Source organism: Pantoea sp. Taur (assembly GCF_009830025.1).
Lineage (GTDB): Bacteria > Pseudomonadota > Gammaproteobacteria > Enterobacterales > Enterobacteriaceae > Pantoea > Pantoea communis.
In genome coordinates, this window is record NZ_SZZZ01000027.1 from 15590 (window position 1) to 33381 (window position 17792).

Below are 17792 nucleotides of genomic sequence, written 5' to 3' on the forward strand. Positions count from 1 at the left end.
ATTATGGACGATCGTAAACCCGTTTCCCTCGCCCGTCGCGCGCTGAGCTATCTCATCTGTTATCTGGTGGCGGTGCAGCCGATGCTGCCCGCTATGGCAGCCCAAATCACCCCGGTAACGCCCGGCACGAAGATGGATGCCGCCGGCAACGGCGTGCCGGTGGTCAACATCGCCACGCCTAACTCAGCCGGCGTCTCGCACAACCAGTACCAGCAGTACAACGTCGGCCAGGAAGGGCTGATCCTCAACAATGCCACCGGCCAGCTCAATCAGACGAAGCTTGGCGGCCTGATCCAGAATAACCCCAACCTGAAATCCGGGCACGAAGCGCAGGCGATCATCAATGAAGTGACGGGCGCGAACCGCTCGCAGCTGCAGGGCTATACCGAAGTGGCGGGCAAAGCGGCTAACGTTATCGTCGCGAACCCCTACGGCATCACCTGTAACGGCTGCGGCTTTATCAACACGCCGAACGTCACGCTGACCACCGGGAAGCCGCAGCTGGATGCAAACGGCAACCTCTCTTCGCTGGAAGTCACGAAGGGCTCTGTCACCGTTGAAGGTAAGGGGCTGGACGGCAGCGGTGCCGACGCGGTGTCTATCGTCGCGCGCGCCACCGAGATCAACGCCGGGATCCACGCGAAAGATCTGTCCGTCACCGTGGGGGCCAACCGCGTGGGCGCGGACGGTTCTGTCACGCCGATAGCGGGAGAGGGAGCGGCGCCGTCGGTAGCAGTCGATACTGGCGCGCTGGGCGGCATGTACGCCAACCGTATTCATCTGGTCTCGAGCGATAAGGGCGTAGGGGTCAACCTCGGCAACCTCGCCGCGAAGCAGGGTGACATTCAGCTGGATGCGAACGGTAGACTGACGCTGGGTAACAGCCTGAGCAGCGGCGCATTGACGGCGAATGGCGCGTCGGTTGCGCTGAACGGTGATAACAAAGCCACCGGGCAAATCACCGTCAGCGCACAGCAGGATGCCTCGCTGGGGCAGGGAACCCTGGTCAGCGATGCCGGGATCGCCGTGACAGCGAAGGGCAATCTGACCACCGGCGGGACCAGCCTGACGGCGGGTCGTGACATCCGGCTGAGCGGGGCGACTCTGACCGCGGATCAATCCACCCGCGCCAACGCCGGCAGCAGCATTCAGCTTCAGGCTCAGAACCACATCAGCAACGGCGGTCAGTTCACTGCGGCTGACCGCCTTTCCGTTGATGCCCGGCAGCTGAACAACAGCGGCGCGCTGGCCGCGAGCGTCATCAGCGTCAAAGCGGGTGCGTTACAGAACAGTAAGGGCGCGAGCGTCGCCGCGACCCGCAGCCTGACGACGGTGAGCGACAGCCTCCTCAATCAGGGTGTCTTCTCTGCACCGGCGCTGGATATCAGCAGCGCGCAGACCGATAACAGCGGCATGCTGCAGGGCACCAGTGCGTTCAGCTTCAGCGGCAGCAGCCTGAACAATCTCAGCGGCGGCACCCTCAGTTCCAATAATACCTTCGCGCTCAACCTGCCGGATCTCAGCAACAGCGGCCTCATCAGCAGCGGCACCACGCTGACGCTAAGAGGCGACAGGCTGAGCAACGCGGGCGAAATTAACGCGGCAGATCTCAGCGTGTTTAACGCGGTGGTGCTGAACCAGTCGGGCGGCTCGCTGCTCGCCGGGCAGGCGTTGCAGCTGAACAACCAGCAGCTCACCAACGAGGGGAAAATGTCCGCCGTCGGGCTGACCCTCAACAGCGACACCATCAGTAACAGCGGCACGCTGCAGGCAAAACAGACGCTGCAGACGCAGAGCCGGCAGCTGACTAACACCGGGACCGTACTCAGTGAAGACCAGCTGACGCTGGATACCGCCGGGCTTAATAACGCGGGTTCACTTCAGGGCCGGCTGATGAATGTCAGTGCAGACAACTGGCTAAACAGCGGGAAGGTGCTGAGCCTGGCGGAAGGGACGTTTACGACAGGCAGCCTGAACAATACCGGCAGCCTATTCAGCCAGCAGGCGCTGCAGCTCAGCAGCGGTGAAACCGACAACAGCGGCCTGATTCAGGGGACGACGGCGCTCCGCTTCAGCGGTCAGCGCCTCACGAACCTGGCAGACGGCACCGTCAGCTCTGATAACAGTTTCGGGCTCGATCTGCCGGAACTGAACAACGCCGGGCTGATTTCCAGCGGTGCGGCCCTGAACCTGAGCGGCGGCACGCTGACCAACGCCGGAGAAATCAGCGCCACTGATATCACCGCAGACAACGACACTCTCAGCAATCAGCAGGGTGGCCTGCTGCTGGCGGATAACGCCGTGTGGCTGAAAAACGGCAGTCTTTCCAATGCCGGGCAGATAGCCGCCGGCCAGCTTGCTATCATCACCACTACCTTGGAGAACAGCGGCACGCTGCAGGGTAAACAGTCGCTGCAGGCAACCGGGCAGCAGCTGACCAACAGCGGAGCCGTGCTGAGCGGCGGTCAGCTGACGCTGAAGCAGGAAAAGCTGAATAACCGCGGTCAGATGCAGGGTCAGCAGCTTGACTTGACGGCAGGCAACTGGCAGAACAGCGGCAATGCGCTGAGTGAAGGGGATGCAACCATTGCTGCCGGCACGTTAACTAACAGCGGCAAGATACTGGGCCAGCAGCACATCGGGATAACGGGGAGCACCGACAACAGCGGCTGGCTGCTCGCGCAGGCGCTGACGCTGCAGGGGGATCTGGTCAACAGCGGGCTGATGCAGGGTAGTGATGCCCTGACGTTGCAGGGCGATACGCTCGTCAATAAAGGCAACGGGCAATTACTGACGGCCGGCAAGGCAGACGTACAGGGCTCATCGCTGAGTAACCAGGGCAGCATCCAGGCCGATCAGCTCGACCTGAAACTGGAAAGCTGGCAGAACGCCGGCAGCGCGCGCGCGGGTTCCGGGCTCAGCGCGAATGTCAGTGGTGCGCTGGATAACAGCGGTAAGCTGATAAGCGAACAGAGGATGAACCTGCTCAGCAACCAGCTCAGTAACAGCGGTACGCTGGCAGCAGACCGCCTGACCCTCACGTCCCCCCGGCTGACGAACTCAGGCCTGCTTCAGGGCAACAGCGCGCTAACACTCAGCAGCGCTGACATTACGAATACCGCCACCGGCGAGCTGATCACCGGTGATTCGCTCTCCCTTGCACCTGTCACGCTCACCAACGCCGGCCTGCTGCAGGTGGCAGGCGACCTGAGCCTGACCGGAAACAGTGTCAGCAACAGCGGTCGTATCACGGCAACCAATCTGAACGTGGGTCTCGATGGCTCACTGGACAACAGTGCGGATGGGTTGCTGCTGGCACAGCAGCAGGCCGATCTTCAGATCAGCACCCTGAATAACGCAGGAACCGTTGCCGCGCAGCAGGTCAAAACCTCTGGCGTGAAGCTGCAGAACCAGGGCCTGCTGCAAGGTGACGCGCTGCTGAGCGCAGAGTTTGGCCAGTTCGATAACCTGCTTCACGGGCAGCTTGTCAGCGGTGGCGAACTTTCCCTGAAGGGAGGGACGGCCAGTAACGCAGGCGTGTGGCAGGGCAAAAACCTTGGCTATCACTTCACCTCACTGTCCAACAGCGGCACCATCAACGGCACCGGTTCCCTGAGCGGCACTTCGGATACGCTGCTGGACAACAGCGGCAGCCTGCTGTCCGCTGGAGATGTCGATGTAACAACCGGCAGCCTGACGAACAGTGGAAAGATAATGGCGGACAGCCTCACGCTTCGCAGCGATTCGCTGAGTAATCAGGGGCTGTGGCAGGGCACGACGGCACTGGATGCGCAGGCGTCTGACCGTCTGACACAGTCAGCGGGTGGTCAGACTCTGACCGGGGGAACGCTGCGGCTGAATGCCGGCACGCTGGAGACCGCCGGTACGCTGCAGGGTGAGGGCGTAAATGTCAGTGCGGGAAGCTGGCAGCATCAGGGATCGCTGCTGAGCGGCGCTGACCTCACGGCATCGGTCAGCGGGGAGCTGAATAATCAGGGTGGGCTGCTGTCTCAGGGTGCCGCGCAGATTGACGCGCAGAATCTGAATAACAGCGGCAAACTGCTGGCAGAAAAAGACGTCACGCTCAGCGGCAGTTCGCTTAACAACAGCGGTACGGTACAGGGTGATGCGCTCGCCATCCGCCCCGCCAGCGTCACCAATCAGGGCAGCCTGATTGGCCTTAAGTCACTGACCCTCGGCCCGGCACCCGTTCAGGGGTTCCGCCTGCTTGCCGTTCAGGCTCAGGCCGCGCGCGTGCTGGTTAACAATGCCGGCGGTCAGCTGCTGACGCAGGGCACGCTGCACATCAGCGGTGACGCCGTGACGAATAACGGCACCTGGCAGGGACAGCAGATCCTGCTGGATGCCAGCAGCCTCGCCAATGGCGGCGCCATTCAGAGCGCCGGCGACCTGCAGCTGAACCTGAGCGACACGCTCACCTCCGGCGCGGGCAGCAAAATCTCCGCCAATGGCACCGCCGCGCTTAAAGCCCTGAGTTTCACCAGTCAGGGGCAGTGGATTGCCCGCAACCTGACGTTGCAGGGTACGACGCTGAACAACAGCGGTGAGATTTCAGGGGTTGAAGGCCTGACCACCACCCTGTCGGGCGCGCTGACGCAGCAGCAAAACGCGGCGCTGCTGAGCGGTGGCACACTGGATGTGCATGCAGCCACCGTGGATAACGCGGGCCGCATGCAGGGTAAGGACCTGTTACTCAGCAGCGGCGGCGTCACCAACAGCGGGCGCATGCAGGGCGACAACAGCCTGCAGCTCAACGCCGGCGGACGCCTCACCAATAACGCCAGCGGCACGCTGCTCAGTCAGAACGGCCTGACGCTGACCGCGCCCGAACTCTATAACTACGGCGTGATTCAGGGCGCCACCAGCCGTATTACCACCAGCGTCCTGGCCAGCAACAGCGGCAAGGTACTCTCTTCGGCGGATCTCACGCTCAACGCGCCACAGCTGGTCAACAGCGGCTGGCTGCAGGCTTCGCAGCTGGTCCTCAATGCGGCCAGCGCCAGCAACAGCGGCACGCTGATGGCAGACCAGCAGGCGACACTCACCGGCAACAGCCTGCAGAACCAGGGCATCGCGCAGGGCGGGAACCTGGTGGTGAACTATGCGCAACTCACCAACAGCGGCACGCTGCTCGGCGCCAGTCAGCTGAATGTCAAAGCGACAAATGTGACGCAACAGGCCGCGGGTAAGCTGTTCAGCGGCGGCAATCTGCTGCTGGAAAGCACAGGGTTTGATCAGCTCGGACAGGTGGTGGCGCTGGGCGACGCCACGCTGAAACTGATTAACGGCTTCACCGCGCGCAACATCATGGCCGCTGTCAACCGTCTCAGCATCAGCAGCAATGGCGCTATCGACAACCAGGGCACGTTACAGGGGCAGGCGCTGACGCTAAGTGCAGGCGGTGACCTGACGAACAACGGCCAGATCACCACCGGCACCGGCGACAGCAGCCTCAGCGGCAATCGCATCACGATGAACGGCGCAGGCACGCTGCAGGGGGGAGGCAATGTCGCGCTGACCAGCCGCAGCGACGTGGCGCTCAACGGCTTCATCGGTACGAGCGGCAGCCTCACCATCACCTCACCAGGCAGCATTGTGAACACTGCGCTGCTGTATGCCGGGCAGAATCTCTACCTGTACGCTAACAGTATTCAAAACCAGCGCGGCGATGTGCTGGCAGGCAACAGCCTCTGGATGCAGCGCGACGCGGCAGGGAATGCCAATGGTGAGGTTATCAATACGTCGGGGACCATAGAGTCACAGAATGGTGATATTACGATTAAAACAGGGCACCTGCTGAACACGAGGGATGCGCTAAGCACCAGTGAGCAGGTCACTCAACTCGCGGTGCCAGCATGGGCGTCGGGGACTAACGTTAATATCCCACTCTCATGGTTTTCTCCGGATGAATACGGACTCTATGCCAGCAAAAGCGAGCACCATCACGGGCATGGTGATGACTGGGATACCTACACCGGCAGCTACGCCCCTTATCCCGAAGCTGATGTACAAAAGATTGCCTACCAGACGATTTCCGTCACTGCACAGGCTAATGGCAGTGCAGGGCGAATCGCTGCGGGCAGTAACCTGAACATACAAGCCACTCAGCTCGATAATTTTGCCTCAAATATGCTTGCCAGAAATAATATTTCGCTAACGGGCAGCACCTTAAATAACAAAAGCTGGACGGACGGTACCACTACCGTCTATCAGATCTACCGTTATGGTCTGGGTCTCGCGAACCCAGCCAGACCGTCAAAGGTCCAGTATTCATACAGTTCAATTACTTCAAGTTCTATTGCCTACACGCTTGATGGAAACCCGGTGTATGAAACCACCGGAACCGGCAACGTATACCGCAGCGTCATTCAGGCAGGTAACAATATTGATGCAGCCTTTAGCCAGAACGTCAGTAATACCTCCAGTGATCCGCACGTTAGCGGAACCATCAACACGTTAGCGACACCCGGATTAACACACCTCAGCCAGCAATCCATCAGCGGTAGTGTTCATAAACAATCACTCAGCTCAGCCGATAAAGTGGCTGTTAACTCGCCCGCATGGAAGGATCAGCTTCAAAATGCACTTCAGGAAATAACTGGCGGGAGTCAACTGGACTCAACCAGTGATAACGGTGTTTCCCTGACCCAAAAAACGGTTGCTCAGCAGAGCCATGCCAGCCTCGGCACGTCTGGCGCACTTAAAGATGCCGGCGGGTCACTTGCACCGTCATCACTCAAGTCATATCAGGCAACAAACGTTGACAGCAGTGCGTACCCGGTACCTGCCAGCGACAACGGCTATTTTGTGGTTTCAACCAACCCCTCCAGCCCTTACCTCATTACTGTCAATCCAAAACTGAATGGGCTTGGTCAGCTGGATAGCAGCTTATTTGGCGATCTCAATACGTTACTGGGTAAGCAGCCTACCAGCGCAGTGCAGGAAACCCGCCAGCAATACACCGATGCGAATACGTTCCTGGGATCTTCATACCTGCTCGACAGGCTTAATCTCAAACCGGACAGTGACTATCGCTTCCTGGGCGATGCCGCGTTTGATACCCGGTATGTCAGCAATGTGGTGCTTAACCAGACCGGAAGCCAGTATCTGAACGGTACGGGCTCAGACCTGGCACAAATGCAGTATCTGATGGATAACGCGGCATCGGCTAAGCAGTCATTAAACCTGCAGTTTGGTGTTTCGTTAACGGCGGATCAGGTTGCGTCCCTCGATCACAGCATACTGTGGTGGGAGTCAGCCACCATCAACGGCGAGACGGTGATGGTGCCAAAACTCTACCTTTCGCCTAAAGACGTAGCGGTTAATAACGGCAGCGTGATTGCAGCCAGAAACGTCAACGTAGCTGGCGGATCAATCACCAATAGCGGCAGTACGCTGCTCGCAACAGATTCGGTTTCTCTGGATAGCCAGAACAGCATCAGTAACCTGAATGATGGACTTGTCAAAGCGGGGAATGGACTGAACCTGAGTGCGATTGGCGACATCAACAACATTAGCAGCACCTTCCAGGGCAAAGCCGTCGCGCTGGAAACGCTGGATGGCAGCATCAATAACATCACATTGGCTAACCCACTTGGCGCTGGCAGCAATGGCCTGAAAAACGTTCAGACAGGAAGCATTGCTGCAATCACGGCAGGACAATCCTTAACACTTAACTCGGGTAATAACATCTCGCTTCAGGGTGCCTCACTTTCAGCAGGTGGGGATCTGTTGATGAGCGCCTGGGGTGACATTGCTGTCAGTGCTAATCAGATTGCCAGCACCTCCGGAAGTAACGGGCGCATGGGTAACACACCGGCACAGACAGATATCTTAAGCAATCAGAACAGTGAAGTGAGTGCAGGTGGCAGTTTGGTTATAGATGCCGGACGCAATCTTGCTATTACCGCCAGTTCTCTCACTGCCGCTGGGAATGCAACGCTCAGCGCGGAAAATGACCTTCAGCTCAATGCTGGCCAGCTCAGTAAAAATACGCAGAAGGGCAACAATGAGTCGCATAGTTCCTCTGCCGACCGTACCTCAGTGACATCCGGGGGCAACCTTTCACTTTCAGCAGGCCATGACCTCACCAGTCAGGCAGCGGTTCTTAAATCAGGCAAAGATGCATCTCTTCAGGCAGGTCGTGACATCAATCTAAACGCGGAAGACTCAGTATCTGGCAACAGCGAACGCAGCAGCAAAAAAATCATCATCAACGAAGCCGTGCGGCAGCAGGGTACTGAAATTACCAGCGCAGGCAGCACTTCCCTTACAGCTGGTCGCGACATTACCAACCAGGCCAGCAACATCACAGCCGACCAGGACCTGTCTCTGAAAGCCGGCCGTAACGTGGATCTCACCACCGCGACCGAAAGCGACTATGCATACCGCGAAGAGATAAACACCAAGAAAGGCTTCCTGAAGAAAACCACCACGCACACCATTCAGGAAGACAGCGTCACCCGTGAAAAGGGGTCACAGCTGAGCGGTAATACGGTCTCTGTGATTGCAGGAAACGACCTGACCGTACAAGGTTCTTCCATTGCCGGTGACAAAGGTGTCGCACTCAGTGCAGGCAATGATCTAAACATTGTTACCGCCACTAACACCGAATCGACCTACAGCCTCAAAGAGGTGAAGAAGAGCGGCCTGATGGGCGGCGGACTCGGTCTCAGCTACGGCAAACAGTCGGCGAAGAGTGAACGCAACGGCGATCAAGTCACGCAGAGCGATGCGCGCAGCCTGGTGGGAGCAGGCAACGGTGCCGTCACCCTGACGGCAGGTAACAACGCGCTGATCAAGGGCAGCGACGTGGTGGCGGGCGGCGAGAAAGGTGACATCAGCATCACGGCGAAGAATATCGCCATCGTGGCCGGGCAGGATCAGGTGCGCGAGACCGCGAAACAGGAGTCGAAAAGCAGTGGCTTTGGCCTGAGCCTTAACCTCACGCCGCTGGACACGGTACGCAACCTGCGCGACATCATGAACAATACCAGTTCGGTGTACGACCAGGTTAAGCAGATAGGTAACGAGTTTGGCGCCAGCGCGGTGGATTCTCCCGGACCGGGTCTGACCTATGGCCGGTCAGGCAGCAAAGCCAGCCAGAACAGCGAGAGCGTTTATCAGAGCGGCAGCACGCTCAATGCCTCCGGCAATCTGGTGCTGAAAGCCAGCGGCGATGCGGATGCCGCGACCGGCAACATTCTGGTGCAGGGCAGCAACCTGAACGCCGGTGGCAAAGCCACGCTGGACGCCACGCGTGATATCGAGATCACCACCGCCGCCGACAGCCAGAAGGCGGCAACCAGCAGCAGCAGCAAGAGCTGGTCAGCTACCACGTCCGCCTCACTGGGTGCACTGACGCGCAGCGCCGGCGGTTCACCGAACAACGGATCGGCGGGCACCAACTACGGCTCCCAAAACAGCCAGATGAACGGCGACAGTAGCATTCTCACGCAGCACACGTCATCCATTACCGCTGGCAGCGTTGACGTGACCAGCCACAAAGGTGACATCGCGATAACCGGCTCAACGCTAACCGGCACCACCGGCGTCTCACTGAACGCTGAACAGGGCAACGTCAGCGTCGCCGCGGGGGAAGACCGTCAGCAGACGTCGGCCAGCGGATCGGACCATGCCATTGGCGATCTGGGCGGCGACGGCTACAGCGGAACCGTGGGGGTAGGCCACAACAGCTGGAAAAACGCCAGCATGGGCACACAGCAGAACACCGTGCGCAGCGGCATCGTCAGTACGCTGGGCAACGTGACGGTGAATGCAGCTAAAGACGTTAACCTGCAGGGCGCAGACGTCTACGCCGGCAATGTGCTGAACGTTAACGGCGAAAACGTCCACCTCGACCCGGCGAAAGACACGCACGACGCCAGCAGCAGCAGTAAATCCTCGCAGTATGGCATCACCGCGCAGGTCTCCGGCTACGGCGTGAGCATGGCGCAGGCGGCAGACAAGCTCGCTCAGTCGCACAAACAGAGTGACGATCCGCGCCTGCAGGCCATTTATGCCGCGCAGGCGGCCATGACCGCGCTGTCGGCGTATACCCAGAACACCGCAGCCGTCAAAGTCACCGTCAGCGCCACCGCAGGCAGCAGCCATCAGTCCGTGGAGCAGAGCAGTACGCAGCAGAGCGGCAGCGTGCTGAAAGCGGGCGGCGACGTAGCGGTGACGGCGAAGCAGGACATCACCAGTGAAGGCGTCAAAATCAGCGGCGACAACGTCTCCCTGAGTGCGGGCCGCGATATCGCCCTGAGCAGCGCCACGGACAGCAGCAGCCAGAAATCGAGCAGCGGGGGCAGCAAGTATGGCGTCGGCGTGGGCTTTGGCCTCGGCGGCAGCCAGAACGGCTTCTCCATTGAACTGGCCGCCAGCCAGAACAGCGCAAACGGCAACGGCAGCAGCATTACTCACCACAACAGCGAAGTGACCGCCGCAGGCGACCTGAAGGTGAAAGCCGGTCAGGACGTGACGCTGAAAGGCGCGAACCTCAACGGTCATCACGTCGACCTCGACGCGGGACGTAATCTGGAGATTGCCAGCCAGCAGGACCGTGCGAGCTACGACAGCCATCAGAGCTCATCCGGCTTCAGCGCCAGCATCTGCGTGCCGCCAATCTGTGCGGGCGTACCGGTGCAGGGCAGCGCCAGCATGAGCGGCAGCAAAATTTATAACGATTTTGATTCTGTACAGCAGCAGAGCAGCATCAGCGCGGGTGACGGTGGCTACAACATTTACGTCGGCAACCATACGCAGCTGGATGGCGCGGTCATCGCCTCCTCCGCAACGCCGGACAAAAACCACCTCAGCACCGGTACGCTCGGCTGGACCGATATTGAAAACCACGCCAATTCCGGCGGCAATGGCTTCAGCGTGGCCGTCAGCGGCAGCATGGGTAAAACCACCACGCCAGCGTCTGACAGCTTCATCAACAACATTCCGAAATCCGGGGAGCCACAGCCGTCGGGTGGCAACTCGCTGCCGATGGGCACGCTGCAGCAGACGAAGGACCGGGCAAGTTCTACCACCTACAGTGCCATCTCGCCGGGAACGATTGAGATCCGCAACCCGGATGCCCAGAAGCAGGACGTATCGCAAATCAGCCGCGACACTGCCGCAGCGGAGAATGCGCTGAGGGATAAGTTTGATGCGCAGAAGGCGGAAGACAGCCTGGCTGTTCAGCGAGAGATGGCGGTACTGGGGCAGCAGGCTATCCAGCAGACCTTCGACGCGCTCAAGAAGCAGGAGAAAGAGCAGGAGAGAGAGAAGCTTAAAACTGATGCCGCGTTCAATGGACTCTCAGACGCGGATAAGAAAAAAACGCTCGATGATTTTGATCACAAAGTTGAAGAGAAGTACGGCGTCGGTTCTGACCTGCAGATTGCGGCACAGGCCATCAGCGGGCTGTTTGCCGGGCTGGCGGGCGGCAACGTCAGCGGTGCGGTAGCGGCAGGTGCCGCGCCACTGCTGGCGCAGATGGTCAAGCAGGTGTCGCAGGGTAACGAGCCAATGCGCGTCCTGCTGCATACGCTGGCATCGGGTCTGATTGCAAAAGCGCAGGGCGGTAGCACCATTGGCGGTGCGGCGGGCGGACTGACGGCCGGATTGCTCAGTTCTGGTGATGCACTCAGCGAAATGTTGTTCAGCAAAAAAGCTTATCAACTCTCAGCCGATGAAAAGATGCTGGTAGCGAATGTTGTAACACTGGCAGGCGCAGCAGCCGGCGGTGCGGTTGATGGTAGTGCCGGAGTGGGAAGTGGGGGATCTGCAGGCAGGACAGAGGTTGAGAATAATTATCTAAGCGCTAACGAAGCCCAAATTAAGTCTAACCTGGAACGCAAGGAGAAAGCGGGGAGCATTTCAGAAGATGAAGCAAAAGAACTGGCAGATCTCCGCGAGACGGATAAAGCCAGAGACCAGGCAATTCACGATATCTGTACTCAGGGTAATAAAGGAGGAGATGCCTGCGGAGCACTGGTTGCTGAGGCGCAAAAGGCTCTTGATAGCTATGGTGAAAGTGCAGCTGGATATCGCTTAATTTTCAGTGATTTATATCCTGAAGATGCTAAAAACGCTCAAGATATTTTAAAGGGACTGGATGAAGGGAGCATATCTCGCGACAGAGCTATCACCGCCATTACTCAAGCGAATAAACAGGATTGGACGCAGGACGACTGGAGCAAAACTGCTGAAAAATATGATAGAGCAATGCAAACGCAGGCGATTATTGCAGTAATTGCTGGTTTAAAGGGCATCTCCGCTGGAACTTCGGCTTCCAAGGAAGGAAAAGGTGGCACTTCAAGCACAAGTCAAGATTCAATCAAAAATACTACTGAAACCTATTTCAGGGTAGAAGGAGGCGGAAGTGGTACCCAAACAAGTCAAAACAGGATAAGCGTAAACTCAGATGGAACAGTTTCAGTTAATAGTGGGTGTAGCGGGCAATTATGTGTTAGCACCAATGGACCTAATCACGCAGTCTACTATCTAACTAATAAAAGACAGGACGGCACTGTCGTTGTGTTTGAGATTGACTCAACGTTGAACAAGCAAATAATGGAAGCAGCGGTGCCACAACGCCCCATACCAGGTGTGCCTAAGGATCCTACTGCCCCCAAAATTGTTGACCCTACCAAAGGTCAACCTAGTGTATCATTAGAACTTCCCAAGGTTTGGGATAGATTAATTGAGCAGAGTTCTTCAAAAGCTCGAGTTCTGACTAAAGAGGAGTTTCTTAATGAATTTGGCGACTGAAGTTCAAGAGATCCATGACTCTTTATTCAATGGTGATGTCGATATTGCTATATTCGTATTGAATGGATCACATTATTATATTATTGATAGTAAAGAGAATTATTGCATTGATGTCAGACCAGAATATGATGCTTACATCCAGAATGGCTGGCTAAAACCTGAACAACTTGATGAAGCATTAAACTCATTCAGAGGTGGGATTCCCTTACTTGATAGAAGTAATTTCTTTGAATACATGAAAATAGCCAATGTAAAATGTTTCACAAAATCATGGATGCATAATTTTTTCATACACAACAAAACCAAAGAGGATTTATGTTCGTTTTACTCATACATAGAAAATTTCCTTTCAACATCTAATGAAGCGGTTAGACCTGATTGGGATGAGTGGAGATTGCGGCTACCTAAATTTTACATAAATTTTGATAAAAAAATATTTCAGCACACTGATTGGGAAAGAGATCACGAAAACCTAGCCCCACCGAATTGGAGTTCTCAAAAAAACAATATGTTTGGACTGCTCGTTCCCGATAGTGAACAATATTGGATAATTGACGGAATGAACTTCTGGAAATTAAAAATGTAAATAAGTGATCCCAAAGCTCGCGCCACTCCATAGCCCCGTTAATCGGTGACTCCTCCAGTAATTTAAACAGGATTAAGGTTTGAAAATGTTCGGTATTTTTTCCGAAGGCGAACCGATTAAAGAGAATGGGGAGTTAGTTATTTCTTCTTCAATAATCATAGGTGACTTCACTGAGCGATTACACATCCCAATTTCTTATTGGTCCCTTGGGGATTATAAGAGGAATTGGATCTCTTCTCTTAATCAAGGTATTGATAATAAAAAACACTCTGCCTTAGCGGTATCGATGTATGATCCGGAGTTTACGAATTTTATATTTGTTTGGGTAGCGTATTATCATGGTGATGAGGCCTACTTTCAACATAAAATTATTTTTTTGAATGAATGCCAAAATTTCACTCCTGAAAACATTAATAACTTTATTGGTGAACGTGAAACTCATAATAATGATGGTATGAGGATTTCCGAGTGGGCTACTGATTTGAATAGTGTTATTACGTTTCTGGCAAGTCTTCGACAACATAAATTCGGTGATGGGGTTAAAATAACTTGATGACTGGCATGGAAGTGTTCGGCACAGGTTTCCAGATGAATATCCAACCCCAAGGATCATTGGTAAATAGTACGAATCTTACTGATGAAACAGAAAAAACTGAAATTGGCAACACACTGAAAAGCTGAAGCTGTTTAGATCAGAACAAGGCAATAACCATTTCCTGGCACGCCATTAATTATCAGTAGTTAATAGCCTGGTAAAGGCTGGAGTGCGCCTACAGATGCCTTATTTAACATAATAAGTATTTTGCGAACTTATATTGTTACTCCAAAACGCTAATGTCGTATGGAACAATTCACAGATGTCGTCCCTGAGCTAACCTTAGATCTCCTCAGGCTTAGCTAAGGATGCAGACTTTATGTTGGTGACCATGACAGATAAAGATCTATATCGGCTCGGCATCATTCAGCGCGTTCACGACCACACTCTGCTGCAGCGTGAAGCTGCGCGCCTTCTCGAACTCACCGTCCGTCAGGTTCAGCGCGTTCTGCGGCGTTATCGTGAACATGGCGCGGCGTCGGTTGTATCAGAACGTCGCGGGCGTCCCGGCAACAACCGCATTCCTGAAGATTTACGCTGCGTCGCTCTGCATCTGATCCGGCAACACTACGCGGACTTTGGTCCAACGCTGGTCACCGAGAAGCTTCTCGAACGACACGGCATTCCGGTTTCCGTTGAGACTGTCCGCAACTGGATGATTTCAGACGGGCTCTGGCGGCCTCACTCACGAAGACAGGTGCACATCTATCAGCCGAGACACCGGCGCGACTGCCTCGGCGAACTGGTGCAGCTGGACTGCTCTCACCATGCCTGGTTTGAGGACCGCGCGCCGAAGTGCTGCCTTCTCGTGTACGTTGACGATGCGACCGGCCGCCTTATGCACCTGCGCTTCTGTGATTCAGAGTCTGCGTTCGATTATATGACGGCAACGCGTGAGTACATTGATGTTCATGGAAAACCCGTCGCATTTTACAGTGACAAGCACGCCGTTTTCCGCGTTAACGGAACGGAGGCTCGCCGCAGTGGCACCACGCAGTTTGGCCGGGCGCTGCGCGATCTGAGCATTGAGCTGATCTGCGCCAACAGCAGCCAGGCTAAGGGCCGCGTTGAGCGTGCGAACCAGACGCTGCAGGACCGGCTGGTCAAGGAGATGCGGCTGCACAATATCAGCTCCATCAGCGAAGCGAACCGCTGGGTAACCGGCTTTATCGATGACTTTAACCGCCGATTTTCGCGACCGCCAAAGTATCCGAAGGATCTGCATCGTCCTTCAGGCCTGTCACCGGATGAACTGGACGATATCTTTGCCTGGCAGGACCAGCGGAAGTTATCAAAATCGCTGACTTTTCAATACGATAAAATGCTCTATCTTATCGAGCCCTCAGATGCGAACACCCGCATCGCAGGTGAAAAAGTCACCGTGTTTGAATATCCTGACGGCAGGATCTGCTTCCGCTATGCTCAGCGGGAGCTGAGTTATCAGGTTTTCGACAAGCTGGCCTGTGTGGATCAGGGTGAGATCGTCGATAACAAACGCCTTGGTGCCGTACTGCGCCTGGCGCAGGAAAAACAGGATGAGCAGGAAGCGGCCGGGAAACGTTCACGCAGTAAAAAGATGCCGCGCCGGCTGGCTCAGGAGCGTGCACTTGAAGCGCTGAGGGCAATTAATCCGGTGCTGGTGAATCCGGTGAGCTTTGTCTCAGACCTCAAACGCTGACACCCGCACCCTGCCCGCTTCCGCGGACACGGCGCCTAAGGGAGGAAAAATGACTCAGGAAAAAAAGTAATGACCCTGCGGGAGCAGCTGCGGGCCGACCTCATTGAAATGTATCTGGCGGGCGACATCACAGCGGCAGATGCCGCGCAGTCAATGGAGATATCTTCCCGCCAGTGCCGTCGCCTGGTAAGCCGTTACCGCGAATCCGGTCGAACCGGCGTGGTGAATCTGCGCCGGGGTAAACCCAGCAACTATCAGCTGAAAGAAGAGCTTAAGACTCAGGTGGTGAAACTTCTTCGCACTCGCTGCCGTGGCATGAGTCCGACCGGAGCATGGCGCTTACTCAACGCAGGCTTCGGGCTGAGCATATCAAAGGAAACCGTCAGGAAGCTGATGATTGCCGAGAAGACCTGGGTAGCCCATCCGAAAGACAGACTCTGACCATCCAGACTCTATCCATGTCAAAGATGACACTTTAACTTAGCCACGAAGACGACATCTTAATAATGGATAGACATATATTATTGAAGCAAAGCTAACCTGGCCGTTCTGAGCTAAGCTTACCTGGCCGCTTCGGGCTACCTGCTGAGGATCCTGATATGACGGCTTCTGGTGCGGAGTTTTTCACGATGAACGAAGTTAACCGGCTTAAAGTTATCCAGGACGTCGTCGACCGGCGGCTGACAACCCATCTCGCAGCTGAGCGTCTCGGTATTTCCGACCGGCACTGTCGCCGCCTGCTTCAGCGCTATCGTACAGACGGTCCGCTGGGTATGGCTGATCGCCGGCGCGGAAAGCCCAGTAACTATCAGCTGCCAGCAGGCCTTGCTGAACGTGCGGTTCAGATCATCCGAGAGCGCTACTCAGACTTTGGTCCGACGCTCGCCTGCGAGAAGCTGGCCGAGCTGCACGGCGTGACGCTGTCTAAAGAGACCGTACGGAAGCTGATGATGCAGTCAGGCCTCTGGATCCCGCGCAGGCATCGTGCGCCAAAAATCCAGCAACCTCGCTACCGCCGTGCGTGCGTCGGCGAGCTGATACAGATCGACGGCTGCGATCACCGCTGGTTCGAGGAACGTGGTCCGGCCTGCACGCTGCTGGTTTATGTGGATGACGCGACCAGCCGCCTGATGCAGCTTCATTTCGTCCGCTCCGAGTCCACGTTCACCTACTTTGAAGCCACGCGCGGCTATCTGGAGCAGCACGGCAAGCCGCTGGCGTTTTACAGCAACAAGGCCAGCGTGTTCCGCATCAACAATAAAAATGCGGCTGGCGGCGACGGTCAGACGCAGTTCGGTCGCGCGATGAACGAGCTGAACATCACCGGCATCTGCGCCAGCACCAGCTCTGCCAAGGGCCGCGTGGAGCGTGCACACCTCACGTTGCAGGATCGGCTGGTCAATGAACTCAGACTGCGTGACATCAGCACGCCTGACGCGGCTAACGCCTTTGCCGCTGAGTTTATGGCGGACTACAACCGGCGTTTCGCGAAGGCACCGAGGCATGATTTTGACGTTCACCGTCCGCTCGATGCAGACGACAACCTGAACCAGATATTTACCTGGCGCGAACCGCGCAAGGTTTCGAAAGCGCTGAAGGTCCGCTACGATAAAATGCTGTTGCTGCTTGAGGATAACGATGACAGCCGCCGCGCGATGGGTAAATATCTGGATGCCTGGCAGTACCCGGATGGTCGCGTTGAACTCAGGAGTCACGGCACGGTGCTTCCCTACTCTGCCTACGACCGGCTGTCTGAAGTTGACCAGGGTGCGATCGTTGACAACAAGCGGCTTGGACACGCGCTGGCCGTGGCCAAGCTGATGCAGGACAAGCGTGATAATACGCGGTCTCAGGGCCTCCCGGCCGGAACCGGGACGAGTCGGAGAAGTGCGAAGAAAGATCCAGCTAAAAAGCGGCAGCGTGCGGTGAATGAGGATGATTTACTGGAAGCGTTATTTGACTTACAGAGCCGCAGCGAGGAAATTTTTGAGCGGAAAGATACTTAAATCAGGCTTGTTCAGTAACTTTACTCCCAACCCAGTTCGGAATAAGTTTTACAATCCTGTTCAGGAAAAGACGTTATATATTGGCCCCAGTCCATATATTTATAATAAAGGGTCATTGCTTCATAATGGCTGGCCGCATCC

At 56.1% G+C, this 17792-nt stretch carries 6 protein-coding genes; all 6 read left to right on the forward strand.

Going from position 1 to position 17792, the window contains the following annotated elements; translation table 11 throughout:
- Window positions 1-3: 3 nt before the first annotated feature.
- Entirely contained in the window at window positions 4-12786 is a 12783-nt protein-coding gene (locus tag FD744_RS23265; protein WP_160869666.1) for a hemagglutinin repeat-containing protein, read from the forward strand.
- Complete coding sequence (locus FD744_RS23270) at window positions 12770-13372, forward strand: hypothetical protein (protein WP_160869668.1); 603 nt, start codon at window positions 12770-12772, stop codon at window positions 13370-13372. The genes FD744_RS23265 and FD744_RS23270 overlap by 17 nt, the downstream gene beginning before the upstream one ends.
- An 85-nt stretch (window positions 13373-13457) precedes the next feature.
- On the forward strand, window positions 13458-13925 hold the full coding sequence (locus FD744_RS23275) for a hypothetical protein (RefSeq protein WP_160869680.1): 468 nt from the start codon (window positions 13458-13460) through the stop codon (window positions 13923-13925).
- Window positions 13926-14298: 373 nt separating this feature from the next.
- A complete protein-coding gene (locus FD744_RS23280) occupies window positions 14299-15645 on the forward strand; it encodes an ISNCY family transposase (protein WP_160869682.1) in 1347 nt (448 codons plus the stop codon).
- 69 nt (window positions 15646-15714) lie between these two features.
- Window positions 15715-16086 carry a helix-turn-helix domain-containing protein gene (locus tag FD744_RS23285; RefSeq protein WP_160869670.1) on the forward strand — a complete coding sequence of 124 codons (372 nt, stop codon included), beginning with the start codon at window positions 15715-15717 and terminating at the stop codon, window positions 16084-16086.
- A gap of 158 nt (window positions 16087-16244) precedes the next feature.
- Window positions 16245-17651 carry an ISNCY family transposase gene (locus FD744_RS23290; RefSeq protein ID WP_160869672.1) on the forward strand — a complete coding sequence of 469 codons (1407 nt, stop codon included), beginning with the start codon at window positions 16245-16247 and terminating at the stop codon, window positions 17649-17651.
- Window positions 17652-17792: the final 141 nt, after the last annotated feature.